Below are 26,381 nucleotides of genomic sequence, written 5' to 3'. Positions count from 1 at the left end.
CATGTGACGGAAGCGGTCCGCTCGGCACTCGCCCAGGGACCCGCCGTACGGCAGGTGGTCGCCGTGGACGACGGCTCCACGGACCGCAGCCCGAAGGTCCTGGCGCGGCTGGCCGCCGGCGAGCCACGGCTGGCGGTGCTGTGCCGGGCGGCCAACAGCGGGGGCTGCGGCAGCCCGCGCAACGACGGCCTGGCCGCGGTGACGTCCCCATACGTGATGTTCCTGGACAGCGACGACGTACTGCCCGCCGGCGCGGTGGCCGCGCTGCTCGCGGCGGCGGCCCGGACGGGCGCCGAGGTGACGGCCGGCCGCTGCGTGCGCCGCGAACTGCCCTCGGGCCGCGAACACCCGTGGCAGCCGGACCTGTACGCGGCGCACGCCGTCGTCGCGCACCCCTCCCGGCGCCCGCGTCTCGTCCACGACACGCTCTGCGTCAACAAGCTCTACCGCACCGGTTTCCTGCACGAGCACGGCATCCGCTTCCCCGAAGGGCCCTTCCGCTACGAGGACTTCGTCTTCGCCGCGCGCGTGCTGGCCGCCGCGCCGCGCATCGCCCTGGTGCCCGAGACGGTGTACGTGTGGCAGGTGCGCCGCGCCGCCGACCGGCTCTCGCTCTCCCTCGACCGGGCGGACATCGGCAACTGGCGGGCCCGCACCCGGGCCTGCGCGCTGGCCCACGCCATCCTGCTGGGCGCCGGGCACAAGGAGCTGGCGCGCGCGGCACGGGCCAAGTTCCTCGACCACGACCTGCGGATGTACGCGCGCGAGCTGGCGTTGCGCGACGCGTCGTACCGGCGCGCGTGGTGGGCGCACACCCGGGCGTACCTGGAGCAGTACGACGTGGCCGACTTCGAGGTCGACCCGGCCGCGCCCGGCCCGCTGCTGGCGCGGGTCGTCCTGGCCTCCCCCGGGCCGCGCGACCTGGGCCGCCTCGGGGAACTCGCCGCCCGCCCGGCCCGGCTGTGCCCGCCCTACGCCCGCACCCCGGACGGCACCCCCATCTGGTCCGAGGACCTGCCCCGGGTCACTCTCACCCCGCTGCTGACCCGCCCGGTCCGGCTCCTGCCGCTCGCCGTCGACGCGGAACTGCGCCCCCGCGCGCGTGCCACCCGGCTGCGGCTGCGCCTGCACGAGCTGTACGGGCGGGTGGCGCGGGCGGATCCCACGGAGGTGGCGGCGGAGTGGCGGTCCCGGGCAGACGGGCACCCGGTGCAGCGCCGTACCGCCGCCCTCACGCCCGCCGCCGACGGCACCTGGTCGGCCGCCGTCTCCGTCGACCTGGACGCGCTGGGCGGGCCGGGCGCGGGCACCTGGGATCTGCGGCTGCGGGTCCGCTTCGCCGACGGCGCGCACCGCGACCTGACCGCGCACGCCGTCACGGGCGCCGGCCGGCTGCGCCGCCGTGCCCTCCCGAGCGCCCGGCACGGACTGCTGCTCGTCCACCCGTACGCCACCCTCTCCGGCGCGCTGGCGCTGCGTGTGGCGCCCGGCGTCCGCGGTGCCGTGCCGGTGATCGGCGCGCGGCTGCGCCGCCTGCTTCACTGGAGGCGTTCCGACCAAGAAGGGGATTACCGCAGATGACCTGGCTGATCACCGGAGGCGCCGGCTACATCGGGGCGCACGTCGTACGGGCGATGACCGAGGCGGGAGAACGGACGGTGGCGTACGACGACCTGTCCACCGGCCGGGCCGCGCGGCTGCCGGAGGGGGTCCCGCTGGTCGTGGGCTCCGTCCTGGACGGCGACCTGGTGGCGCGCACCCTGTCCGAGCACGCCGTCACCGGTGTCGTCCATCTGGCGGCCAAGAAGCAGGTGGGCGAGTCGGTGGCGCGTCCGCTGCACTACTACCGGGAGAACGTCGAGGGCCTGCGGGTCCTGCTGGAGGCGGTGACGGCGGCCGGGGTCCCGTCGTTCGTCTTCTCGTCCTCCGCGGCCGTGTACGGCATGCCCGCCGGGGCCGGGGACGACGCCCTGGTGACGGAGGAGACGCCGTGCGCGCCGATGTCCCCGTACGGCGAGACCAAGCTGGCCGGCGAGTGGCTGGTGCGCGCGGCGGGCCGGGCGGCGGGGCTGTCGACGGCGTCGCTGCGCTACTTCAACGTGGCGGGCGCGGCGGCCCCCGAACTGGCGGACACCGGTGTCTCCAACCTGGTCCCGATGGTCTTCGAGAAGCTCACCGAGGGCGCGGCGCCGTGCATCTTCGGCGACGACTACCCGACGCCGGACGGCACCTGTGTGCGCGACTACATCCACGTGGTGGACCTGGCCGAGGCGCATATGGCCGCGGCCCACGCCCTGCGGGCCGCGCCCGGCCGTGCGCTGACCCTCAACATCGGCCGCGGGGAGGGCGTCTCGGTGCGCGAGATGATCGACCGGATCAACGCCGTCACCGGTCACGACCGCCCCCCCGTGCTCGCCCCGCGCCGCCCCGGCGACCCGGCCCGGGTCGTGGCCTGCGCGGACCGCGCCGCCGCGGAACTCGGCTGGAAGGCCAAGCACGGCGTCGAGTCCATGCTCACCTCGGCCTGGGCGGGCTGGCAGCACCACCATCCGGACGGCCGCTGAGGCCGACGGGCCGGAGGGGCCGAAGGGGCACCGGAACCACACCGCGGCGGGGGCCGTGCGCGGACCGCTCACGCCCCGAATGTTTATACTGGGCGTTGTCTTTGAATAAAGGGGTCCAGTATGAGTGTGACGACGATCGACCTGGACGACGACGCACTGGAAAAGGCCATGCGCGTGGCCGGCGGAGGCACCAAGAAGGACGTGGTCAACGCTGCGCTTCGTGAATACGCGGAACGCCACGAGCGGGCCGCTCTCGTCGCCAAGCACTTCCGAGCCGCACAGGAGTGGGACTACGAGGGCTGGCAGCGTCTGCGCGCCGAGGACGAGCGGGATGCGGGTTGATCCACTATCTGCTCGACTCCTCGGCCCTGTGGCGCCTCCAGCGTGAGGAACATCTGAGGGACGCCTGGCTGGAGACAACCGTCCTTCGGGCCATGGGTTCGTGCGCCCCCCAGCGGGCCGAGTTCCGACGCTCGGCCCGCAACGCTGCCGAGTACGAATCCATGGGTGAGATGTTCACGGACCTCTACCCGGACGTGCCGCTCCCCAAGAGGCTCTGGGACTGGGTCGACGCCGCCCAGTACACCCTTGCCGGGAACGGGGCCGTCAGCGCGGCGAGCCCGTTGGACCTCATGATCTGCGCGACCGCCGCACACCACGGACTGATCGTGCTGCACGACGACGCCGACTTCGTGACCATGGCCCGCTTTCTGCCCGACGTCGGCGAACGCAGCGTACGCAGCGTCCCGGGCAGGTAGCGCGGCTCGCCGGACGGCATGACCGACGCCCTGGGCGTCACCGGGTCAGCGGCCCGGCGCCGGCGCGCGGTTCACAGCGCGCGCAGGGCCTCGGTGGTCGCCCGCGTCAAGGACGCCAGATACCCCTTCGGGAGCTTCGGCCCGCGGATGACCACCGAGCGCCAGTACAGGGGCCCGGAGATCAGGTCGAGGGCCAGTTGGCGGTCGGCTCCGGCCCGGATCTCGCCCCGCTTCTCGGCCGCCGCGAGGATCGTGCTGGCGACGCCCTCCTGCCCGTCGCGCAGGGCCTTCTGCATGGCCTCGGCGATGTCCGGGTTGCGCGCGGCCTCGGCCTGGAGGTCCGGGATGACCTGGGAGGCGACGGGATGGCGCAGCGCGCGCGAGGTCACCTCGTACAGCAGCCGCAGGTCGCCCTCCAGGCTGCCGGTGTCGGGCGTCGGCAGGCCCATCACCGCGACCGCGGAGACGACGTCGAGGACCAGGTGCAGCTTGGACCGCCAGCGGCGGTAGACGGCGGTCTTGCCGACACCGGCGCGGCGCGCGATGCCCTCGATGGACATCCGGGCGTAGCCGACGGACGCCAGCTCCGCGAAGACGGCGGCGCGGATGGCCTCGGTCACGTCCTCCCTCAGGACAGCCGCCCCGGCGGGGGGCCGCCGGCGGGGCCGCGCGCCTGGCTCGTCGGCATTCGTCGTCATGCAGTCCAGCATAGGGCGTTACGACGAAACGGTTGCGTTCCGACGTCAACTCGGCTTACGCTCCCGTTGCGACGATACGGTCCCGTCCCGACGTAAGAGAACGTGAAGAGACGTACGGGGAAACACGGAGAGACGGACCACCGGCCGGACGCACGCACCCCCCTCCCCCCGAGCGAAAGCAGCGGATGTGAGCCAGGTCCTCCACACACCGCCCCCGACGACCGCCCCGGCCGACGACGACCTGGCGGCGCTCGCCGCCCGGCACGGGCTCACGGTCAGCGGTGCCCGACCCACCCTGCCCGAGTACGTCCGCGAGCTGTGGGACCGGCGCCACTTCATCACCGCCTTCTCGACCGCCAAGCTCACCGCGCAGTACAGCCAGGCGAAGCTCGGCCAGGTCTGGCAGGTCATGACCCCGCTGCTCAACGCGGCGGTCTACTACTTCATCTTCGGTGTGCTGCTCGGCACCAAGCACGGCGTGCCCGACTACATCCCGTTCCTGGTCACGGGCGTGTTCGTGTGGACGTTCACGCAGAGTTCGATCATGGCGGGCACCCGGGCGATCTCCGGCAACCTCGGCCTGGTGCGCGCCCTGCACTTCCCGCGGGCCGCGCTGCCGATCTCCTTCTGCCTCCAGCAGCTCCAGCAGCTGCTGTTCTCGATGGCCGCGCTGGTCGTCATCCTGCTGTGCTTCGGCGTCCCGGTCTCCCTCTCCTGGCTGCTGGCGATCCCGGCCCTGGTCCTCCAGTTCACGTTCAACGCCGGCGTCTCGATGATCATGGCCCGGATGGGTGCGAAGACCCCGGACATCGCCCAGCTGATGCCGTTCGTCCTGCGCACCTGGATGTACGTGTCCGGCGTGATGTGGAGCATCGACCGGCTGACCAGCAAGGACGACCTGCCGCACGCGGTGACGGTCGCGCTGGAGACCAACCCCGCGGCCGTCTACATCGACCTCATGCGGTTCGCGCTGATCGACAGCTTCCACGCGAGCCAGCTGCCCCCGCACGTGTGGGCGGCGGCGATCGGCTGGGCCCTGCTCGCGGGCGTCGGCGGCTTCATCTACTTCTGGAAGGCTGAGGAGACGTACGGCCGTGGCTGAGAACCTGAACGACACGAACATCCCCACCGTCGTCGCCGACCGCGTCGACATCGTCTACCGGGTCAACGGCACCGGCGCCGGCCGCGGCACCGCGACCGCCGCCCTCAACCGGATGCTGCGCCGCAAGAACGCCGAGAAGGCGGCCGGCGTGCGCAGGGTGCACGCGGTCAAGAGCGTCTCGTTCGTCGCCTACAAGGGCGAGGCCGTCGGCCTCATCGGCACCAACGGCTCCGGCAAGTCGACGCTGCTGAAGGCCGTCGCGGGCCTGCTCCCGGTGGAGAACGGGCACATCTACACCGACGGCCAGCCCTCCCTCCTCGGGGTCAACGCGGCCCTGATGGGCGACCTGACCGGCGAGCGCAACGTCTACCTCGGCGGGCTCGCCATGGGCATGTCCCGCGAGCAGATCAAGGAGCGCTACCAGGACATCGTCGACTTCTCCGGCATCAACGAGAAGGGCGACTTCATCACCCTGCCCATGCGGACGTACTCCTCGGGCATGGGCGCCCGGCTGCGCTTCTCCATCGCCGCCGCCAAGGACCACGACGTCCTGCTGATCGACGAGGCCCTGGCGACCGGCGACCGGTCCTTCCAGAAGCGCTCCGAGGCCCGCATCCGCGAGCTGCGCAAGAGCGCGGGCACGGTGTTCCTGGTCAGCCACAACAACAAGTCAATCCGCGACACCTGCGAGCGGGTCCTGTGGCTGGAGCGCGGCGAGCTGCGCATGGACGGGCCGACGGAGGACGTCATGAAGGAGTACGAGGCGTTCACCGGGGACAAGAAGCCGGCCAGGCCCGCGCCGAAGCCGCAGCCGAAGGCGTCCGTGCCGCCGCAGGACAAGCCCAAGGACACGCCGCAGAACAAGCCCCAGGACACGCCCCAGGACAAGCCCCAGGACAAGAAGGTCGCCCAGCCCTCCTGACCCACGACCGGCGTAACCCGGGCCGCCCCATTCCTCCGATCAGTGACACTATGACCTGAAAAGGTGCGGCCTGGAGACGACGAGGCGAAGGAGTCCACGCGATGCCCGAGCTGAGCATCATCGTCCACGGGCCCGACACCCAGGGGCACTTGACGGAGCTGCTCGACTCCCTCGCCGCCCGCCCCCTGCCGGACACCGAGGTGATCGTGGCCGCGGTCGGCGACTGGGCCCGGGAGACGGCCGAGGGGCATGCCTCCCGGGCGGTGGTGCTGCCCCTGCCGGACGGCACGGGCGAGGCGGCGGCCCGGTCGGCGGGGGCCGCGCGGGCGACCGGCCGCTGGCTGCACTTCGTACCGGCCGGGGACGGCCTGCCCGCGGGCGCCCCGCGCCTGGTCGCCGAGCGCGCCGCAAAGCTGCCGGACACCGTGGACGTGCTGCTCCTCGACCACACCTCCAGCACCTGGCGGACCAGCGGCGTCCGCTCCGCCGACGGTCCGCTGCTGGCCCGCGCCGGCCGCGCCGAGCCGGCCCTCGACACCGCCCCGGACCTGCTGCGGCTCGCCCCGCTGCTCGGCAACCGCGTCCTGCGCGCCGACTACTGGCGGGCCCACCAGGACCGGCTCGCCGCGGGCGACGAGGCGTTCACCGCGTTCGCCGCCCTCCTGCACGCCCGCCGCGTCGCCTGTCTGAACCAGGTCGGGTACGACAGGCGCCCGCCGCGCCCCGAGAGCCTGCCGCCGGTCACCGCCGAGCGGCGCTACGCCGTCGTCGACCGCTACGAAACGCTCCTCGCGCTCGTGAAGGACCGCCCCGCCGTCCGCGCGGTCCTCTACGACGTCATGGTCCGCGACCTGCTGCGCACCTTCGCCCGGGAGGACATGCCCGACCCGGTGGCCCGTGAGTTCTTCCGCCGGGCCTCCCTCGCGGCGGTCCGCCACCGCCCCGCGGGACACCGCCGTCCCGGCGGGCTCGACGGCGTCCGCCACGGCCTGCTCGAAGAGGGCGCGTACACCAGGTACCGCGCCTTGCAGGCCGCGGGCCGCACCCGCCGGGCGGCCGGATCGGCGGCGCTCACCGGCAAACGCCGGCTGGGTACGAAGGTCCGCGACCAGCAGTACCGCCGGGCCCTCGGCCGCCGGGTGGACCCCGACCTCGCCGTCTTCTCCGCCTACTGGAACCGCGGGGTCGCCTGCAACCCGGCCGCCGTCGCCGCCGAACTGGCCCGCCGCGCCCCCTGGATCCACCCGGTGTGGGTGGTGACGAAGGACAACGCCCCGCTGCTGCCGCCCGGCACCGACCACGTGCTCCCCGGCACCCGCCGCTACTGGGAGGTGCTGGCCACCGCCAAATACCTGACCAGCAACGTCAACTTCCCGGACGCGGTGGTCAAACGCCCGGACGCGATCCACCTCCAGACCCACCACGGCACCCCGCTCAAGCGGATGGGCCTGGACCAGACGCGGTACCCGACCGCCGCCCGCGGCATGGACTTCGCCAAGCTGCTGGCCCGCGTCGACAAGTGGGACTACAGCGTCTCGGCCAACAGCCACTCCACCCGCAGGTGGCAGCGCGCCTACCCGTCCCGCTACACCTCCCTCGACTACGGCTATCCGCGCAACGACGTCTACTACCACGCGGGCGCCGCCGAGGTCCGCGCGGTCCGCGACCGCCTGGGCATCGCCCCGGGCCGCACCGCCGTCCTCTACGCCCCCACCCACCGCGACTACGAGGCCGGCTGGACCCCCCGCCTCGACCTCGCCGCGCTCGCCGACCGGCTCGGCGAGAACACGGTGCTGCTGGTGCGCGCCCACTACTTCTACGGCACGGCCGCCACCGCCCTGACCGGCCTGCGCCGCACCGGCCGGATCATCGACGTCTCGTCCTACACCCCCGTCGAGGACCTGTGCCTCGCCGCCGACGCCCTGGTCACGGACTACTCGTCGATCATGTTCGACTACGCCAACCTCGACCGCCCGATCGTGATCTACGCCGACGACTGGGAGACGTACGCGAGAACCCGGGGCGTGTACTTCGACCTGCCGGCCGAGGCGCCGGGCCAGGTCGCCCGCACCCAGGAGGACCTGGCCGAGGTGTTCGCCTCGGGCGCCTGGCGGGACGAGGCCGCGGCGAAGGCACGCGCCGTCTTCCGGCGCCGGTTCTGCGAGTTCGACGACGGGCACGCGGCCGAACGCGTCGTACGCCGGGTGTTCCTCGGCGAGAGCGACCAGGCGCTGCCCCCGGTGGTCCCGCCGGCGGACCGCACCCCGGCACCGAGCCCCGAGGAGGCCACGGCATGACCCCCGACGTCACGGTGACGGTGATCGTCCACAACGACGCGGCACGGCTCCCGAGAGCGGTGGCGTCCGTGCGCCGGCAGACCCACCGGAACATCGAGATCATCATCAGCGACGACCACTCCACCGACGAGACCCCGTTCGTGGCCCGCGCGCTCGCCGCGCAGGACGACCGCGTCCGCTGTCTGCGGCTGGCCCGCAACAGCGGCGGTTGCAGCGCCCCGCGCAACCGGGCCCTGGAGACCGCCCGCGCGCCCTACCTGATGTTCCTCGACAGCGACGACGAACTCCCGGCGACCGCCGTCGGGTCGCTGCTCGCCGCGCACCGCGAACGCGAGGTCGACTTCACGATGGGCGCGGTGCGCCGGATACGGGCGGACACCGGCCGCCGCTCGACCTGGATGCCGCACCTGGTCGCCGAACGCCGCACGCTGGCCGGCATCGAGGACGACCCCCGCCTCTTCTTCGAGCACCTGTCCACGAGCAAGATGTACGCCCGCACCTTCCTGGACCGCCACGACCTGCGCTTCCCCGAAGGCATCCACTACGAGGACCAGTTGTTCACCGCGCAGGCGTACTGCCTGGCGAAGGCGTTCACCATCATCCCGGAGCCGGTGTACCACTGGTACATAGCCCCGTACGCGACGGCCGACGCGGCGTCCATCTCCAACCAGCGGGACCGGCTGGACAACGTCCGCGACCGCATCCACGTGCAGCGGCTGATCGACGCCTTCCTGACCGACAGCGGGCACGCGGCGCTGCGGGAGGACAAGGACTACAAGTTCCTCAAGCACGACTTCCGGCTGTACGCCGGTGACCTGCCCTACCGGGACGAGGAATGGCTGCGGGCCTTCGCGGAGCTGACCGTCCCGTACGTCTCGGCGCTCGCCCCCGGCGCGTTCGCCCGGCTGCCCCGCACGGAACGGGTGGTGCTCCAACTGGTCCGCGAGGGGCGGCCGGCCGAGGCGCAACTGGCCGCGCGCGGTCTGGGGCACGGGGTGGCACCGCGGCGCGTGACGACGGACGCGGCGGGCGGCGGCACCTACTGGGGCGAGCGGATCCCGGCCACCGGCTGGGCCCGGCGCGAACTGGAGGTGACCGACCTGGAGCTGGCCACCCGCCCGTTCCCGAGCGCCCGGCTCCGCCACGAGATAACCGAGGTGACGCCCGGCGCGGGCGCCTGTCTGAACCTGCGGATCCGTACCTACGACCCCGGGCTGCGGCTCCCGGTCGGCCCGCAGCGGGCCGCGCTGCTGCTGACTCCGGGCCGGCGCCGGCTCACGGTCCCCTTCCGGCTCACCCCGGTCCGCCCGGGTGTCTTCGAGGGCCAGGTCCGCCTCGACCTGGCGACGGCCCCGGTCCCGCTGCACGGCTTCGCCGGCGTCCGCCACCCGGTGCTGCGCATCGAACACCAGGGAGCGGCCAACGCGTCCGTGCTCCTGGCCCCCCTGTCCTTCCCCGCGCTGACCACGCACGTCGGCTACCGCTCCGGCACCGCCCCGCACGTCCTCACGGTCGAGCCGGAGGGCCGCAATCCGGGCCGGTTGCAGATCCGCTGGCGCCCGGCGGGTGTGACGGCCCGGCTGACCCGGCCGCTGGCACGAGGTCTGGCCCGCCCGGCCGTACGCCGGGCCACCCGGCTCCTGACGGGCCTGCCGCGCTGACACCCGCCCGGCTCCACGCACCCGCCCGCGCCTCGACCGGGCCGCTCCGCCGTCACCGGGGCCCGGCCCCGCCACCCGCCGGCACCCGGGCCCGGTCCACCGCCCGCCGCCCACCGCCCGTCATCCCGCCCACCGCCGGGCCGGCCCCCTCATCGCACCCCCGCCGCCCAAGCTCAGCGCACCGCGTACAGCACCTGTCCGCCCGGCCCGTCGGCCACCTTCCGCAGGCCCGGGTCCGGTGCACCGCCCGCCCGGTCCACCACCCAGCGCACCCCGTACTCCCGGGCGATCCCGCGCCGCTCGCCGACCGGGGTCCCGGCGGCGAAGTACCGGCGCACCGCCGCGTCCCGGCGGCCCGCGTCCGGCAGGAACACATCGGGGTAGCCGGGCGCGACCGTGTACGGCCCGTACGCCGGGATCTGCCGGGCCGGGAAGGTGCGCGCCATGACCACGTCCCCGTACTTCACCCACGGGGTGATCCACCGGTATCCCGTCCAGGGCGCCCGGTACTTCGCGGCGACCGCCCCGGGCAGCGCCGCCCGCCCCACCACGTACCCCAGGGTCCCCGCCTGCGTCCAGGCCCCCGCCAGCAGCGCGGCGCCGAGCACGCACGCCCACGCCGTCCGCACGGACCGCCGCCCGGCCGAGACGACTTCGAGCGCCGCCGCGAGCTGTGCCGGGATCAGCGCGGCGGGCAGCGCCCGGCCCCACGAGTAGTGCCCGCTCACCCCGCCCGCCGCGAACACCACCGCCCCCAGCACGAAGAAGACCACCAACGGGTCCCGCCCATCCCGTCGCAAGCGCAGCCCCAGCGCCACCACCCCGAGCAGCGCCAGCCCGAACCGGCCGAGCAGATCCCGGTAGAGCGGCCGGTGCACGGCCTCCAGACCGGCCCCGGCGGAGAACAGCGCGTAGAAGTCGTAGTACGGCCATGCCCACAGCACCGCGAGCCCCAGCAGCACGGCCGCGCCGAGCCGCAGCAGCACCTCCCGCGCGGGCCGCGCCGCGACGACGGTGGCGAGCGCGCCGAGCGAGGCCACCACCCCCGAGAACTGATGGACCAGCAGGATCACCGCCCACAGCGCCCCGAGCCCCAGCCACGTCCCCCAGCCGGCGTCCCGGCGCAGCGCGCGGGCCAGCCACGCCCAGAAGTGGAAGGCCAGCCCGAGGGCGAACACGCTCGGGTACGACACCGTCAGCGCGAGCGAGTTCAGCCCGAGGAAGCCGCTCCACTCGAACAGCAGCGGCCCCCACAGGAACAGCAGGCACAGCAGCGCCACGGCGGGCGCCACCGGCCGGTCGCTCAGCGTGCGGACATACCGCCACACGCCCGTCACCAGCAGCGTGAGCCCGGCGAGCGCGCCGACGCGCAGCACGACGAACACCGAAGGACCGGTGGCCTTGGCGACGATGCCCAGCACCAGCATCCACGGCGAGTAGTAGGGGCTCGGGGTGTCCGCGTCGACCAGCGGACTGCCGGGGCGCGGCAGGCTGTGCCGCAGCCGTTGCAGGGTCGCCGCGTGCATGCCGAGATCGCCCGCCCAGGGCAGGCGGACGATCACCAGGAGCAGGAGGACCAGGACGAGCGCGACGGCGGCCGGCGCGACGGCCCGGCCGACTGCCGCCGCAGCGCCGCCGCTAGGCCGCGCGACGCGCATCCTGCTGGAACACCCAGGTGCGGTAGACGAGGAAGCGGAAGGCAGAGGCGAGGACGATCGACAGCGCTTTGACGGCATTCGATTCCAGCGGGCTGTGCAGTCCGAGGCCGTGATATCCGAGCCAGAACAGGCCGCTTTCCATGACCACGCCGAGCCCGCTGAAGACGAAGAACAGTACGATTTGCCGACGGGTGCGCCGCTCCCGGTCGCGATAGGTGAAATAGCGGAAGCCGACGTAATTCGTGGCCATGGCGATACAGCTGGCCAGCACCGTCGCGATCATCGCCGGCCAACCCAGCCCGTGCAGCAGCAGGTTGAAGACCAGCAGATTCACCAGGACACCGCTGCCGCCGACGATCCCGAACTTCACGACTTCGAGGACGACGCGGGCGACCGGCCGGGACCGGGTGGGGGTGGCCTCCGCCGGACGGGTTCCGGTGAGATGCGCGAGATTCGCTGTCACACCGCAGACCATATCCGAAACGTCCCGATTAGCAGGAAACGGTAAATTCACCGGACGGTTTTGACTAGGCGACGGAAAGAAAGCGGGCGCCCCGCGCCGTTTCCGGCCCGGGGCGCCCAGTGCGCCGTACGGCGGCTTTCCGACCGCCGCGCCACGTCCTACGAATGCGAGCGCAGCAGCGTCCGCATCGTCCGCATCGCCACCGACAGGTTGGCGAGGTCGAAGGAGTCCGAACCGCGGATCTCCTCCAGGGTGGTGCGGGCCCGGCTCAGGATCGCCGTGTTCTTCTCCTCCCACGCCTTGAACCGCTCCTCGGGCGTCGCGCCCGCGTCACCGACGGCCAGCACCTCCGCGGTCAGCTCGGCGTGGGTCGAGTACAGGTCCTCGCGGATGGAGGCGCGGGCCATGGACTGCCAGCGGTCGGCGCGGGGCAGCTCGATGATCCGGTCCATCAGCTCGGTGATGGCGAGCCGGTCGGCGAGGTCGTAGTACACGTCGGCGACCTCCAGCGGCTCCCGGCCCATGCGGTCGGCGACCGAGACGATGTCGAGCGTCGGGAACGCGGCGGAGAACCCGGACACCGGCGTGGCCAGTTCGCCCGGGACGCCCGCGCCGGTCAGCTCGTCGTAGATGTGCTGGTACCACTCCAGGTCCGCGCCGCGCAGCAGGTTCGGCAGCTGCTGCCAGACCTTCCCGGCCCGCTCGGCGAAGAACTCGACGGTCTCGGCGAGCTGGAGGGGCTGCGGCCGGTTGTTCAGCAGCCAGCGCGTGCCGCGCTCGACCAGACGGCGCGAGTGCAGCCGGATCCGGGTCTGCACGGCCGCCTCGACCTTGTTGTCCAGATCCTCCACCGCGTCCCACACGAGCGCCGACCGGAAGATCGTGCGGGCCGCGGTCTGCGCCCGGACGATCTCCTCCAGCGAGGCACCGGTCTCCTCCCGCAGCCGGTGCAGATAGGTCGTACCGCCCGTGTTGACCGTGTCGTTGACCAGCACGGTCGTGGTGATCTCACGGCGCAGCGGGTGGCTGTCGATCCGCTCGGGGAACCGCTCGCGCAGCGCCTTCGGGAAGTAGGTGTCCAGCAGGCCACGCAGATACGGGTCGTCCGGCAGCGAGGTGCGCAGCAGCTCCTCGGCGACCGTGATCTTCGTGTACGCCAGCAGGACCGCGGTCTCCGGGCCGGTCAGGCCCTGTCCCTGGGCCAGCCGTTCACGGATCTGGCGGTCGGCGGGCAGGAACTCCAGCGCCCGGTCGAGGTGGCCCGCGCGCACCAGGTGGCGGATGAACCGCTGCTGGGCGTTGAGCATGTCCTTGGACTGGGCCAGCGCGTTGGCGATCGCCGTGTTCTGCGCGTAGTTGTTGCGCAGCACCAGGGCGCCGACCTCGTCGGTCATCTCGGCGAGCAGCTTGTTGCGCTGCTTGACCGTCATGTCGCCGTCCGTGACCAGGCCGTTGAGCAGGATCTTGATGTTGACCTCGTGGTCCGAGGTGTCCACGCCCGCGCTGTTGTCGATCGCGTCGTTGTTGATCTTGCCGCCCTGGGTGGCGAACTCGATCCGGCCCAGCTGGGTCAGGCCCAGGTTGCCGCCCTCGCCGACCACCTTGACCCGCAGGTCCCTGCCGTCCACCCGGATGGCGTCGTTGGCCTTGTCGCCGACGTTCGCGTCGGTCTCGCTGCTCGCCTTGACGTACGTCCCGATGCCGCCGTTCCACAGCAGGTCGACCGGCGCCTTCAGGATCGCCTTCATCAGATCGGCCGGGGTCAGCTTGACCACGCCGGGCTCGATGCCGAGGGCCTCGCGGATGTGCGCGCCCACCGGGATCGACTTGGCGGTGCGCGGGAAGACCCCGCCGCCCGCCGACAGCAGCCCGGTGTCGTAGTCGGCCCAGCTGGAGCGGGGCAGCTCGAACAGCCGGCGGCGCTCGGCGTAGGAGGCGGCGGCGTCCGGTTCCGGGTCGATGAAGATGTGCCGGTGGTCGAAGGCGGCGACCAGGCGGATGTGTTCGCTCAGCAGCATGCCGTTGCCGAACACGTCGCCGGACATGTCGCCGATGCCGACGACCGTGAAGTCCTCGGCCTGCGTGTCCACGTCCAGCTCGCGGAAGTGTCGTTTCACCGACTCCCAGGCGCCGCGGGCGGTGATGCCCATGCCCTTGTGGTCGTAGCCCGCGCTGCCGCCGGAGGCGAAGGCGTCGCCGAGCCAGAAGCTGTACGACTGGGCGACCTCGTTGGCGATGTCGGAGAACGTCGCGGTGCCCTTGTCGGCCGCCACCACCAGATAGGTGTCGTCCTCGTCGTGGCGCACCACGTCCGGCGGGGGCACGACCGCGCCCGCGACCATGTTGTCGGTGATGTCGAGCAGCGCCGAGATGAACGTCTGGTAGCTGGCAACGCCCTCGGCCAGCCACGCGTCCCGGTCCGCGCTCGGATCGGGCAGCTGCTTGGCGACGAAGCCGCCCTTGGCGCCCACCGGCACGATCACGGTGTTCTTCACCATCTGCGCCTTGACCAGGCCGAGGATCTCGGTGCGGAAGTCCTCACGCCGGTCGGACCAGCGCAGACCGCCGCGCGCGACCTTGCCGAAGCGCAGGTGGACGCCCTCCACCCGCGGCGAGTACACCCAGATCTCGTACGCCGGACGCGGCGCCGGCAGGTCCGGGATGGCCTGCGGGTCGAACTTCATGGACACGTAGTCGTGCGGCCGGCCCCGGGAGGCGTCCTGGAAGAAGTTCGTCCGCAGTGTCGCCTTGATGACGGTGAGGAAGGAGCGCAGGATGCGGTCCTCGTCGAGGCTGGCCACCTGGTCGAGGGCGGCCTCGACCTCTTCGAGCAGGGCGTCGACGAGTTCGTGCCCGGCCCGCTGGCGCTCGGGCGCCATCCGGGCCTCGAAGAGGGAGACGAGCAGCCGGGTGGTGTGGACGTTCGTCCGGAGGGTGTCCTCCATGTAGTCCTGGCTGAAGGTGGACCCGGCCTGCCGCAGGTACTTGGCGTACGCGCGCAGCACCATCGCCTGCCGCCAGGTCAGTCCGGCGCCGAGCACGAGGGCGTTGAAGCCGTCGTTCTCCGCCTTGCCGGTCCAGGTCGCGGCGAACGCCTCCTGGAAGCGCTCACGGCCGTCGTCGCCCAGGTAGTCGCCGTTGCCGCCGCCCAGCGACTTGGGGATGCGCAGGCCGAAGTCGTAGATCCAGGAGGTCGTCCGGTCCGCGCAGCGCAGCTCGTACGGCCGCTCGTCGATCACCTCCACGCCGAGCCGGTTGAGGACCGGCAGCACCGCGGACAGCGAGATCGCGGCGCCATGGCGGTAGATCTTGAAGCGGCGTTCGTCGGGGGCGGCGCCCACCGGCTCGTACAGGCTGAGCGCGAAGTCCTTGCCCGCCTCCTCGCCGAGCCGCTCCAGGTGGACCAGGTCGGCGACGGCCGCGCGCGGGGTGTGGTCGGCCTTGTAGCCCTCGGGGACGGCGTTGGTGTAGCGGCGCAGCAGTTCGGCGGCGCGCTCCTCGCCGCACTCCGCGGTCAGCGCCTCGGCGAATCCGTCGGCCCAGGAGCGGGCGGCCTCGACGAGCCGGGCCTCGATGCGCTCCCGGTCCGTGTCGGACAGCTCGGGCAGCTCGGTGCCGGGCGCGACGCGGACGACGAAGTGCAGCCGGGAGAGGACGGATTCGGTGTTCCAGGCGGTGAAGTCGACGCTGGTGCCGCCCAGTTCCTCCTTGAGGATGTCGATGATCCGCAGCCGGACGCCGGTGGTGTAGCGGTCGCGGGGGAGGTAGACGAGGGCGGAGTAATAGCGTCCGTACTCGTCCTGCCGCAGGTACAGCCGCAGCCGCCGGCGCTCCTGGAGATACAGCACGGAGGTGGCGATGGAGCGCAGTTCGTCCACGCGCGTCTGGAACAGCTCGTCGCGCGGGTAGGTCTCCAGGATCTGGAGCAGGTCGCGGCCGTCGTGGCTGTCGGGCGAGAACCCGGCGCCCTTGAGCACCTGGGCCACCTTGCGCCGGATCACGGGCACGCGGCGCACGGACTCGGTGTACGCGGCCGAGGAGAACAGCCCGAGAAAACGGCGCTCACCTACGACGTTTCCGTCCTTGTCGAACTTCTTGACGCCGACGTAGTCGAGGTACGACGGCCGGTGCACGGTGGCCCGGCTGTTGGCCTTGGTCAGCACCAGCAGCTTGTGCTCACGGGCCTTGGCCCGGGCGTCGGTCGGAAGCCGCTCGAAGGAGGGGCTGACGGGGTGGCTGTCCTCACCGGAGTGCTGCGGGTCGGAACGCAGGATGCCGAGGCCGGTGCCGGGCACGGCGGCCAACGAGTCGTCCCCGTACAGCTGGTACTCGCGGAAGCCGAGGAAGGTGAAGTGATCGGCGGACAGCCAGCGCAGCAGCTCGCGGGCCTCCTCCACGTCGGGCCGGGGCAGATCGGCCGGGAGCGGCTCGTCGGCCAGCCCCTCGGCGATGCGCAGCGCCGCGTCCCGCATCTTCTCCCAGTCCTCGACGGCCTCGCGGACGTCGGACAGGACCCGCAGCAGATCGGCGGTGATCTGCTTCAGGTCGGCGCGGTCGGTCTCGCGGTCGATCTCCACGTGGATGAAGGACTCGATGTGCGCGTCGTGCGGGAGGTCGCCACCGGTGTACGGGCCGGGCAGCACCTCGATGAGCTTCCCGGTGAGATCCCGCCGGACGACGAACTGGGGGTGGATGACGACGTGGATGCCGCGCCCCTGGCGGCTCAGCTCATTGGTGACGGAGTCGACGAGGAAGGGCATGTCGTCGGTGACGACTTCCACGACGGTGTGGCTGCAGGTCCACCCGTTCTCCTCGACGGTCGGGGTGTGCACCCGGACGTTGGCCGTGCCCTGGGGACGGGTCTCGGCGAGTCGGTAGTGGGAGAACGCGGCTCCGAAGACGTCGACCGGGTCACGGTCGCCGAGGTCCTCCGGTGCGGTGTGCAGGTAGTAGCGCTGGAGGAACGCGAGCACGGACTCGTGGTCCGTCGTGCCCTCGTCCGTCGTCCCGGTCGGTAGGTACCCCCCGACCGGGCTGTTCTCAGCTACCCGGGCGGCCCGTTCGAGCAGCTCGGCCTTGGCTTCGTCCAGCTTGGTCTGCATTGTCCTCTGGCTCCTGTCGCGCGCCGTTGCGTGACGTAGAAGGAAGTACGGTCTCTTCCCCTCCGGCGTAACGCCACGACCCGGGGTGTCCGGTTCGCTTCGACGCTATGCCGCAAGGTGAGATGAGCGGGGTGATTTTCGCCAATGTCCACGCGCCCGACGGGTGTGACGCTGCTCTCCGTGGCGCCCTGACCCGGGATGCGCGTGGCGCTTCGGGGCTCCTTGCGCCCCGGCTCCGCCCACAAGGACCAGCGACCGCCGCCCGGACACGGATGTCCTCCGTGCTCACCGGGCGCAGGGCAGGGGCAGCGACTGCGCCCCCGCGAACTATCGCGCTGATCACGACCCCAAGGCTATCGCTCCTCACCCAGGGCCCGTCATGAGCCGTATGTGTACAAATCCGGGGGGCGAACTTTGACGTTCTGCACAGCACCGAACCGGCCACGCCCAGCCATGACCACGACAGGACACGCCGACATAGCCGTGCCCCGACACGGCGGCACGGCGGCACGGCCGTGGGCCGACACGGCGGCACGGCGACACGACCGTGGGCCGACACGGCACGGCGACACGACCGTGGGCCGACACGGCACGGCGACACGACCGTGGGCCGACACGGCGTGGGGGCCAACGCCGCTACACCCCGGCACGACGACACGGCCAAGGCCCACGCCACTACGACCCGCACGGCTACGGCCTCGGCGCCGCGGGCGCAATCCCGGGTTCACGGCCTGTACCCGGGCCCGGGTTCCGTTCCCGGGCCCACCTGTCCCCGGCCGGCCCACGTCCCGCCCCCGACCGGACTCGGGGCCGGCCTGACTCGGGGCCGGCGGGGAACAGGGCCGGCGGAGATTGCGGCAGCAGGCGGCGGCCCAGGTCCGCGGATGAAGTCCGGGGGCAGGATGGATGCGGAGACGGACGCAGTCCGCGGGTCGGTGCGGGACCCGGGCCCGGGGCCGACCGCACGCAGGCCCGCAGCCGAAACGCACGCTCGCGGCCGGAACACAAACCCGCGGCGGGTGAAAGTGGCGCAACCCCTTGCCCGCGCGGCAGGCTGGATCCACGTTGAGCAGGAACAGCGCGCCACCGACCACGGAGAGCGCACCGCCCACGCGACCGGTGCACGCCCGAGAGGAGCCGCCCGCCATGCCCCCGAAGATCCTCATCGTGACCGGCGACGCAGCGGAGTCACTGGAGGTCATGTACCCCTACCAGCGCCTCCGCGAGGAGGGCTACGACGTCGACATCGCCGCCCCCACCCGCAAGAAGCTCCAGTTCGTCGTCCACGACTTCGAACCCGGCTTCGACACCTACACCGAGAAGCCCGGCTACACCTGGCCCGCCGACCTGGCCTTCGCCGAGGTCGACCCCGGCCAGTACGCGGCCCTGGTGATCCCCGGCGGCCGGGCGCCCGAATACCTCCGCAACGATCCCGAACTCCGCAAGATCCTCAAATCGTTCTTCGACGCGGACAAGCCGGTCGCCCAGATCTGCCACGGCCCCCTGCTGACGGCCGCGATCGACAGCCTCCGCGGTCGGCGCGTCACGGCCTACCCCGCCCTGGAACTCGACATGCAGTCCGCCGGAGCCGTCTTCCAGGACGCCGAGACCGTCGTGGACGGCACGCTGGTCTCCGCCCGCGCCTGGCCGGACCATTCCCGCTGGATGCGGGAGTTCCTGACCGTGCTGCGCTCGAAGGCCCCGGTGACCTGAGCCCCGCCCGCGGTCCACGGGCCGGCGACCCCGGCCGGCTGACTGCTGGTCCCGGGCCCGGGAAGCGCGTCCCGCCCCCGGACCCGCGGACGCCGGTCCCTGGCCCGCGGTCCCCCGGCTCGGGCTTCGGGCCCGGCCGGGTCAGGCCGCCGGCCGTTCCGCCTCCGCCACGGCCTCGGCCAGCGTGTCCACCACGGGCACACCCGCCTCCTCCAGGCTGGCCCGGCTGTGCGAACCCCCGGTGTAGAGCACGGCCCGCGCCCCCACGTGCCGTGCCGCCACCGCGTCGTCGGCGGCGTCCCCGATCACCACCGTGCGCGCGGGCTCCACACCGGTGAGCGCCTCCAGGTGCCGGACCATGTGCTCGGCCTTGCTGCCCCCGGACGGCCCGGTGCGGCCCTCGACGCGTATGAAGTGCGTCTCGATTCCGAACCCGCGTACCAGCGGTACCAGTTCCTCATGGCCGTACATGCTCAGCAGCGACTGGCTGTGGCCCGCCGACCGCCAGCCCGCCAGCAGGTCGGCCGCCCCTTCGGTGAGCGAGCACCGCGTCCGGTGCTCGCTGTAGTACTGGTGGAAGACCACATCCATGACCTGCCACTCCGCCTCGGTGGGCAGCCGCCCCATCAGCCGCTCGTAGAACTTCGGCACCGGCACGCAGTACATCGCCCGGTACTGCTCCAGCGTGATCGGCTCAAGGCCCAGCTCGGCGGAGGCGGCGTTCGTCGCCCCGATGATCGCCTCGTTGTCGTGGAACAGCGTGCCGTTCCAGTCCCAGACGATGTGTGTGCTCCCGTGCGTCCCCATGCCGAAAAACGTACCGCGCGCCACTGACAATCAGCTGAACGCCAGGTCACCCCCGGTCACCGTGGTCAGGAGAGCCCCACCAGAGCGGGAATCTCCTGGGTCGCGTACCAGAGCAGTTCGTGGTCCTCGGCCCCGTCCACGACGAACTGTGCGTCGTCGTCCCCGCCCTCCGCCGCCGGGAGCGCCGTGACCGCCGCGGCCACGTCCGCCTCCGCGTCGGCCGCGTCTACGTGCACCGCCGCCGCCTTGGCCAGCGGCACCGGCCCGGTCACCCGCACCTCGCCCAGGGCCGCCGGATCGAGCCCGCGGTCCGGGTCGGGCATCGCGGTGCCGTCGGGCACGTCCACGGCGACCACGACCCGGCGCCGCCCGGCCCCCGGCTCCCCCGCCGCCAGTTGTCGCAGCGAGGCCAGCGCGGCGCGGCTGAGCGCCGCGTACTCCAGTTCCTCGATGTCGTCGGAGAGGTACCACTCGCGCAGCGCGGGCGTCACGGCGTACGCGACGAACGGTCCGCTGCCCAGCTCACCCGTCCTGTGCGCCTCGGCGAGACCGGGGAGGGTCAGGGGGACGTAGACGCGCATGGCCGGCCGCTCTTTTCGTGGTGGACGCTCCGCTGGGGCACCGAGGAGGGCGGTCCCGCGCCTCCCGGAGCGCCTTCAGGATACGTGGGGGTCACTGTCCGGGTCCCCTTTCGGGTCCCCGTCGGGGCCCGCGAACGCGTCCACCCGGTGCCCGTCGGGTCACCCGGCGCCACCCCGTCACCGCTGGGTTTCCACCCCCTCGATCACCCGGATAGGTGAATTCCGCGCGCCCTCGCCGCGGGCCCGCGGAGCCTTGCCCGGACCGGCCACCGCCCCGTACAAGATCCCCAGCAGCAAGTTACCGCCCGGTATCCGCCGGGCCCGCCGAACGGGGAGCCCCATGAACAAGGTCATGACCAGGACCGCCCAGCGCCGCCCCGGCAGCCGCCCGCCAGGCCGCCACGACTCCCGCCGCCCCGGCACCGCCCCGCCCCGCACCCCCTCGCCTCGCGCAACGGCCGCCGGCACCGCGGCCACTCGCACCCCGGCCGGCCGCACCGCGACGCCGCACGCCCCGGCTCCCGCGGTCCCTGCCGCCCCCGCCCCCGTCCCTGTCGCCCCCGACCCCACCGTTCCCGGCCCGCCCACGAGCCGTACGGCGCCCATCCCGGCCGCGCCCCCACGCCCCACCGATCTCTTCGCAGACCGGCTCCTGGCCGTGCTGAGCGGCCAGCGTCCCGTCCACTGGATGCTCCGGCACACCGCGGGCCGCGCCTACGACGAGCTGGCCCGGCTCGCGGAGCGCGGTCCGCTGCGCACCCGCGGCACCCGCCCGGTCGTCCGGGACATCGGCTATTACGTCCCTCGCCGGGGCGCCATCGAGGCGTTCGCGCGCATCGGCGCCGGCGACCAGCTGCGCGCCATGGCCTTCCGTCTGGAGCGGGGCCCCGACCTGCGCTGGCGCTGCACGGCGGTGGAACTGGGCGGCCCCCGCGCCCCGCACACCGACGGCTGAGCACTCCGCTTCCCGGAAACACCGGAGGGCCGGCCCACCCCTGGGTGGACCGGCCCTCCGGACCGGACGCTACGGCGTTCCGGGCGCCGTCACTTCTTGCGGCGCCGGCCGCCCTTGGCCTGGCGGCGGCGCTCCGCACGCGTCAGACCGTCGGACTCGGAGCGCACCGGCTCGTCGTCGTCATAGGTGAAGTCGCCCTCGACGATGCCGCCCTCACCGTCCACCGTCGCCGCGGAGAAGTGCAGGTCCCGCCGCTGCGGCGCGTCGAGGCCCTTGGCACGGATCTCCGGACGGGAGCCCGCCTGTGCCGGCACCACGTCCTGAACGCCGCCTCCCTCTTCCTCCGCCTGGGCGTCCTCGACCGGGACCTCCTCGACCTGCTGCTCGACCTGGACCTCCAGGTTGAACAGATAGCCGACGGACTCCTCCTTGATGCCGTCCATCATCGCGGTGAACATGTCGAAGCCCTCGCGCTGGTATTCGACCAGCGGGTCCTTCTGCGCCATCGCGCGCAGGCCGATGCCCTCCTGGAGGTAGTCCATCTCGTAGAGGTGCTCGCGCCACTTGCGGTCGAGGACCGACAGCACGACCCGGCGCTCCAGCTCACGCGTGATCTCGGAGCCGAGCTGCTCCTCACGCGACTCGTACTGCTCGTTGATGTCGTCCTTGATGGACTCGATGATGAACTCGGCGGTCAGCCCGGCCCGGTCGCCGGCCGCCTCCTCCAGCTCGTCGACGGTGACCTTCACCGGGTAGAGCTGCTTGAAGGCGCCCCACAGCCGGTCCAGGTCCCAGTCCTCGGGGAAGCCCTCGGCGGTCTCCGCGCCGACGTAGGCCGCGATCGTGTCGTCCATGAAGTGCTGCACCTGCTCGCGCAGGTCCTCGCCCTCCAGGACACGGCGCCGCTCGCCGTAGATGACCTCGCGCTGGCGGTTGAGGACCTCGTCGTACTTCAGGACGTTCTTACGGGTCTCGAAGTTCTGCGTCTCGACCTGCGACTGGGCGGACGCGATCGCGCGCGTGACCATCTTGTTCTCGATCGGCACGTCGTCGGGCACGTTCGCCATCGACATCACGCGCTCGACCATCTGGGCCTTGAACAGGCGCATCAGGTCATCACCGAGCGACAGGTAGAAGCGGGACTCGCCCGGGTCGCCCTGTCGGCCGCTGCGTCCGCGCAGCTGGTTGTCGATGCGGCGCGACTCGTGCCGCTCGGTGCCCAGCACATAGAGGCCGCCGGTCTCCTCGACCTCTTCCTTCTCCGCCTTGACGGCCTCCTCGGCCTTGGCCAGGGCGGTGGGCAGCGCCGCGGCCCACTCCTCGATGTGCTCCTCGGGGTCGAGGCCGCGCTGCCGCAGCTCCGCCTCGGCCAGGTCCGCGGGGTTGCCGCCGAGCTTGATGTCCGTACCACGGCCGGCCATGTTGGTGGCCACGGTGACGGCGCCCTTGCGGCCGGCCTGGGCGACGATGATGGCCTCGCGGTCGTGCTGCTTCGCGTTCAGCACCTCGTGCTGGATGCCGCGCTTGCTGAGCTGCTGCGAGAGGTACTCGGACTTCTCGACCGAGGTGGTGCCGACCAGGATCGGCTGGCCCTTCTCGTGCTTCTCGGCGATGTCGTCGACGACCGCCTCGAACTTGGCGACCTCGGTGCGGTAGATCAGGTCCGACTGGTCCTTGCGGATCATCGGCTTGTTGGTCGGGATCGGCACCACGCCGAGCTTGTAGATCTGGTGGAACTCGGCGGCCTCGGTCATCGCCGTACCGGTCATGCCGGACAGCTTCTTGTAGAGGCGGAAGAAGTTCTGCAGGGTGATCGTGGCGAGCGTCTGGTTCTCGTCCTTGATGTCCACCCCTTCCTTCGCCTCGATCGCCTGGTGCATGCCCTCGTTGTAGCGGCGGCCGGCGAGAATACGGCCGGTGTGCTCGTCGACGATCATGACCTCGCCGTCGATGACGACGTAGTCCTTGTCGTTCTTGAACAGTTCCTTGGCCTTGATGGCGTTGTTCAGGTAGCCCACCAACGGGGTGTTCACCGACTCGTAGAGGTTGTCGATGCCCAGCCAGTCCTCGACCTTGGTGACCCCGGACTCGTGGATGGCGACCGTGCGCTTCTTCTCGTCGACGTCGTAGTCGCCGGTCTCCTCGACGCCCTTGAGGGGGTTGCCCGCCTCGCCGCGCTTGAGGCGCGTGACCAGCTTGGCGAAGTCGCTGTACCACTTGGTGGCCTGGTCGGCGGGGCCGGAGATGATCAGCGGCGTACGGGCCTCGTCCACGAGGATGGAGTCGACCTCGTCGACGATGGCGTAGTTGTGGCCGCGCTGGACCAGCTCGTCCTGGGACCACGCCATGTTGTCGCGCAGGTAGTCGAAGCCGAACTCGTTGTTCGTGCCGTACGTGATGTCGGAAAGGTACTGCTCGCGGCGCTCGGCCGGCGTCATGCTCGCCAGGATGCAGCCGACGGACAGGCCCAGGAACTTGTGGACGCGGCCCATCATCTCGGAGTCGCGCTCGGCCAGGTAGTCGTTGACCGTGACGATGTGGACGCCGTCCGCGGAGAGGGCGTTGAGGTACGCGGGCAGGGTGCCGACGAGCGTCTTGCCCTCACCGGTCTTCATCTCGGCCACGTAGCCGAGGTGGAGGGCGGCGCCACCCATGATCTGCACGTCGTAGTGCCGCTGGCCGAGGACGCGCTTGGCGGCCTCACGCACGGTGGCGAACGCCTCGGGAAGCAGGTCGTCCAGGCTCTCCCCGTCGGCATACCGCTGCTTGTACTCATCGGTGAGGGCCCGCAGCTCGGCGTCGGAGAGGTCGACGAAGTCCTCTTCGATGGAGTTGACCTGGTCCGCGATGCGGTGCAGCTTGCGCAGGATCTTGCCTTCGCCTGCACGCATGATCTTCGTGAGGACGGACACTGGGTTGGTCTCCTTGCCGGTCGGGCCTGGGACGGTCGGTTTCCATTTGAACTGAGCAACGGCCATCGTATGCGAGGACCCCGTCGAGCCGGGAGCCCTGTCGTGGGGCAACGCCTTCAATCAGGAACAACGGTCGGAGGTCGTGGATGGTGCCGTACCCGGGCAGTGAATTGCGCGAATTGTGATCACGCGCTCACGCACCGCAAACCGATGGCTTTCCGCGGGCCCCGCGACCAGAATCACCCGATGGACCCCGTCACCCTCACCACCGCCCGCCTGCTGCTGCGCACCGTCGGACCACGGGACAACGACGCCGTCCACGCCGCCGCGCAGGACCCCGACATCCAGCGCTGGACCACGATCCCCTCGCCGTACCTCCCCGAGCACGCCCGCGGCTTCACGGAGCAGCAGGTCCCCGAGGGCTGGGCGACCGGTTCCATGTACACCTTCGGTGCCTTCCTCCCCGCCGGTGACCTGGTGGGGATGCTCGGTCTGACCATGCGGTCCCTGGGCACGACCGAGATCGGCTTCTGGGCCGCCAGGGAACACCGGGGCCGCGGCTACATCACCGAGGCCACCCTCGCCGCCGCCCGCTGGGCCTTCACCGACCTCCACGTCGACCGTGTCGAATGGCGCGCCGAGGTCGGCAACCACGCCTCCCGCGCGGTGGCCGAACGCACCGGCTTCACCGTCGAGGGCACCCTGCGCTCCGCGATCAACAACAAGGGCGTACGCCGCGACTGCTGGGTGGGCTCGCTGCTGCCCTCGGACCTGGGCCTGCCGTCGACGGCGCCGTACCTGCCGACGCGACGCTGATCCGCCGACGCGACCACGGCGGCAGCCCGCAGGCGTGGCGATGACCCGTAGCGCAGGCGAGACGATGACGCGCACCACAGACGCGGCGATGACACGCAGGCGTGGCGATGACCCGCGGCGTGGCAATGCCCCTCAGAGCCGTGAAATCGCAGGTCAGCCCGCATTGTCAGTGCCGCCGTCTATGGTGCGGAAGCATGACGACCCTCCCGCCCCCCACCGCAGAGCTCTCCGCGGACGACGCCCGCCGCATCGCCCTGCGCGCACAGGGCTTCCTCGGCTCCCCCGACCGCAGAGCAGGCGTCCGTGGTGTCCTCCGTCATCTGGGTGCGGTCCAGCTCGACACGATCTCCGTCCTCGCCCGCTCCCATGAACTCGTTCCGTACGCCCGCCTCGGCGCGGTCGGCCGCAAGACCGTGGAGCGGGCCTACTGGACCGACACGCACGCCTTCGAGTACTGGTCCCACGCGGCCTGTGTCCTCCCCGTCGAGGAGTGGCCCCACTTCGCCTTCCGCCGCCGCGCCTACCGCGGTCGCCCGCACTGGAACCACGAACTCCCCGACGGCACCTACGAGCAGGTCATCAAGCAGTTGCGGGCCGAGGGTCCGCTGACGGCCACGGAACTGGGCGGCGCGAAACGCACCAGCGAGTGGTGGGACTGGTCCGGCTCGAAGGTCGCCGTCGAGCGCGCGCTGATGTACGGGGAGGTGGTGTGCGTGGAGCGCCGCGGCTGGAAGCGGGTGTACGACCTGGCCGAGCGCGCGATCCCGGGCCCTCTCCTGCACGACGAACTGGACGACGCGGAGTGCGTGCGCCGCCTGGTCCGCCTGGCCGGCGAGTCCCTGGGCGTCGGCACCCGCGCCGACATCGCCGACTACCACCGCCTCAAGGGCGAACAGGTGGACGCGGTGATCGCCGACTCCGGCCTGGTCCCGGTCGCGGTGGAGGGCTGGTCCAAGCCGGCCTGGGCCGATCCGGCGGCGCTGGCGACACCGCCGCGCGGCCGTCACCGCACCACGCTGCTGTCGCCGTTCGACTCCCTGATCTGGGAGCGCGCCCGCACGGAACGGATCTTCGGCTTCACCCACCGCCTGGAGGCGTACGTCCCCAAGCCCAAGCGTGTGTACGGCTACTTCGCCATGCCGGTCCTGGCCGGCGGCCGGCTCGTCGGCCGCGTCGACCCGGCCCGCGAGGGCCGCACCCTGGTCGCCAAGCAGGTCACCCTGGACGGCGCCAAGGCGGTCCCGGGCGTGGCGCAGGCCCTGGTCGAGGCGGCGAGCTGGGTGGACTGCACGGACGTGCGGGTGGAGCGGGTGGACGCGGCCGAGCTGCGCGAACCGCTCGTCGGCGAACTCGCCCGCCTGCTCGGCTGAGC

Annotated in this window: 19 protein-coding genes; 12 read left to right on the top strand and 7 right to left on the bottom strand. The window is 72.0% G+C overall.

All coding sequences use genetic code 11. The features are described from left to right. Positions 1–3 precede the first annotated feature (3 nt). The 4 genes from ACFY2B_RS24775 (at position 4) to ACFY2B_RS24760 (ending at position 3,322) form a co-directional block, all read left to right on the top strand. The gene (locus tag ACFY2B_RS24775; RefSeq protein WP_390765273.1) at positions 4–1,581 is read left to right on the top strand and encodes a glycosyltransferase family 2 protein; all 1,578 of its coding nucleotides are present in this window, start codon (positions 4–6) and stop codon (positions 1,579–1,581) included. Continuing rightward, positions 1,578–2,564, top strand: coding sequence for a UDP-glucose 4-epimerase GalE (gene galE / locus ACFY2B_RS24770; RefSeq protein WP_390765272.1), 987 nt, complete (start codon positions 1,578–1,580; stop codon positions 2,562–2,564). Before ACFY2B_RS24775 ends, galE begins: the two co-directional genes overlap by 4 nt. Before the next feature lie 120 nt (positions 2,565–2,684). After that, positions 2,685–2,906, top strand: a complete 222-nt coding sequence (locus ACFY2B_RS24765) for a type II toxin-antitoxin system VapB family antitoxin (RefSeq protein ID WP_390765271.1) — start codon at positions 2,685–2,687, stop codon at positions 2,904–2,906. Beyond that, entirely contained in the window at positions 2,903–3,322 is a 420-nt protein-coding gene (locus ACFY2B_RS24760) for a PIN domain-containing protein (protein ID WP_390765270.1), read from the top strand. Before ACFY2B_RS24765 ends, ACFY2B_RS24760 begins: the two co-directional genes overlap by 4 nt. 71 nt (positions 3,323–3,393) lie before the next feature. Here ACFY2B_RS24760 and ACFY2B_RS24755 read toward each other — a convergent pair whose 3' ends face one another. Continuing rightward, positions 3,394–4,020, bottom strand: coding sequence for a TetR/AcrR family transcriptional regulator (locus ACFY2B_RS24755; RefSeq protein ID WP_390765269.1), 627 nt, complete (start codon positions 4,018–4,020; stop codon positions 3,394–3,396). Between the two features lie 187 nt (positions 4,021–4,207). Here ACFY2B_RS24755 and ACFY2B_RS24750 point away from each other — a divergent pair, with 187 nt between their 5' ends. From ACFY2B_RS24750 to ACFY2B_RS24735, 4 genes are all read left to right on the top strand, one after another. Next, on the top strand, positions 4,208–5,122 hold the full coding sequence (locus ACFY2B_RS24750) for an ABC transporter permease (protein WP_390765268.1): 915 nt from the start codon (positions 4,208–4,210) through the stop codon (positions 5,120–5,122). After that, positions 5,115–6,044, top strand: coding sequence for an ATP-binding cassette domain-containing protein (locus ACFY2B_RS24745; RefSeq protein WP_390765267.1), 930 nt, complete (start codon positions 5,115–5,117; stop codon positions 6,042–6,044). The genes ACFY2B_RS24750 and ACFY2B_RS24745 overlap by 8 nt, the downstream gene beginning before the upstream one ends. Before the next feature lie 101 nt (positions 6,045–6,145). Next, a complete protein-coding gene (locus ACFY2B_RS24740) occupies positions 6,146–8,341 on the top strand; it encodes a CDP-glycerol glycerophosphotransferase family protein (RefSeq protein ID WP_390765266.1) in 2,196 nt (731 codons plus the stop codon). Further along, complete coding sequence (locus tag ACFY2B_RS24735; RefSeq protein ID WP_390765265.1) at positions 8,338–10,002, top strand: glycosyltransferase; 1,665 nt, start codon at positions 8,338–8,340, stop codon at positions 10,000–10,002. The genes ACFY2B_RS24740 and ACFY2B_RS24735 overlap by 4 nt, the downstream gene beginning before the upstream one ends. 173 nt (positions 10,003–10,175) lie before the next feature. On the opposite strand, the gene ACFY2B_RS24730 is transcribed toward ACFY2B_RS24735, so the two are convergent. The 3 genes from ACFY2B_RS24730 to ACFY2B_RS24720 all read right to left on the bottom strand — a co-directional run bounded on the left by ACFY2B_RS24730 (position 10,176) and on the right by ACFY2B_RS24720 (position 17,225). After that, complete coding sequence (locus ACFY2B_RS24730) at positions 10,176–11,660, bottom strand: hypothetical protein (RefSeq protein WP_390765264.1); 1,485 nt, start codon at positions 11,658–11,660, stop codon at positions 10,176–10,178. Beyond that, the gene (locus ACFY2B_RS24725; protein ID WP_390765263.1) at positions 11,641–12,123 is read right to left on the bottom strand and encodes a GtrA family protein; all 483 of its coding nucleotides are present in this window, start codon (positions 12,121–12,123) and stop codon (positions 11,641–11,643) included. Before ACFY2B_RS24725 ends, ACFY2B_RS24730 begins: the two co-directional genes overlap by 20 nt. Positions 12,124–12,281: 158 nt before the next feature. Then, positions 12,282–17,225, bottom strand: a complete 4,944-nt coding sequence (locus ACFY2B_RS24720) for an NAD-glutamate dehydrogenase (protein WP_390765262.1) — start codon at positions 17,223–17,225, stop codon at positions 12,282–12,284. 1,146 nt (positions 17,226–18,371) lie between these two features. Here ACFY2B_RS24720 and ACFY2B_RS24715 point away from each other — a divergent pair. Next, a complete protein-coding gene (locus ACFY2B_RS24715) occupies positions 18,372–18,938 on the top strand; it encodes a DJ-1/PfpI family protein (RefSeq protein ID WP_376523695.1) in 567 nt (188 codons plus the stop codon). Positions 18,939–19,079: 141 nt separating this feature from the next. On the opposite strand, the gene ACFY2B_RS24710 is transcribed toward ACFY2B_RS24715, so the two are convergent. Together ACFY2B_RS24710 and ACFY2B_RS24705 are read right to left on the bottom strand one after the other, a co-directional pair. Then, complete coding sequence (locus ACFY2B_RS24710; RefSeq protein ID WP_390765261.1) at positions 19,080–19,745, bottom strand: HAD family hydrolase; 666 nt, start codon at positions 19,743–19,745, stop codon at positions 19,080–19,082. Positions 19,746–19,810: 65 nt separating this feature from the next. Next, positions 19,811–20,326 carry a DUF6912 family protein gene (locus ACFY2B_RS24705; protein ID WP_390765260.1) on the bottom strand — a complete coding sequence of 172 codons (516 nt, stop codon included), beginning with the start codon at positions 20,324–20,326 and terminating at the stop codon, positions 19,811–19,813. Between the two features lie 340 nt (positions 20,327–20,666). Here ACFY2B_RS24705 and ACFY2B_RS24700 point away from each other — a divergent pair, with 340 nt between their 5' ends. After that, positions 20,667–21,281 (top strand): Rv3235 family protein, encoded by a 615-nt coding sequence (locus tag ACFY2B_RS24700; protein WP_390765259.1) that lies wholly within the window; start codon positions 20,667–20,669, stop codon positions 21,279–21,281. Positions 21,282–21,370: 89 nt separating this feature from the next. On the opposite strand, the gene secA is transcribed toward ACFY2B_RS24700, so the two are convergent. Then, positions 21,371–24,193, bottom strand: a complete 2,823-nt coding sequence (gene secA / locus ACFY2B_RS24695; protein WP_390765258.1) for a preprotein translocase subunit SecA — start codon at positions 24,191–24,193, stop codon at positions 21,371–21,373. Between the two features lie 246 nt (positions 24,194–24,439). Between secA and ACFY2B_RS24690 the strand changes: the two genes are divergently transcribed. Together ACFY2B_RS24690 and ACFY2B_RS24685 are read left to right on the top strand one after the other, a co-directional pair. After that, positions 24,440–25,009 carry a GNAT family N-acetyltransferase gene (locus ACFY2B_RS24690; RefSeq protein ID WP_390765257.1) on the top strand — a complete coding sequence of 190 codons (570 nt, stop codon included), beginning with the start codon at positions 24,440–24,442 and terminating at the stop codon, positions 25,007–25,009. Between the two features lie 194 nt (positions 25,010–25,203). After that, positions 25,204–26,379, top strand: a complete 1,176-nt coding sequence (locus ACFY2B_RS24685) for a winged helix-turn-helix domain-containing protein (protein WP_390765256.1) — start codon at positions 25,204–25,206, stop codon at positions 26,377–26,379. Positions 26,380–26,381 lie beyond the last annotated feature (2 nt).

Source organism: Streptomyces sp. NPDC001270, from assembly GCF_042896695.1.
In the GTDB taxonomy this organism is placed as follows: domain Bacteria; phylum Actinomycetota; class Actinomycetes; order Streptomycetales; family Streptomycetaceae; genus Streptomyces.
Note: the sequence above shows the minus strand (reverse complement) of the source record. Positions and strands in the feature narration are given on the sequence as shown.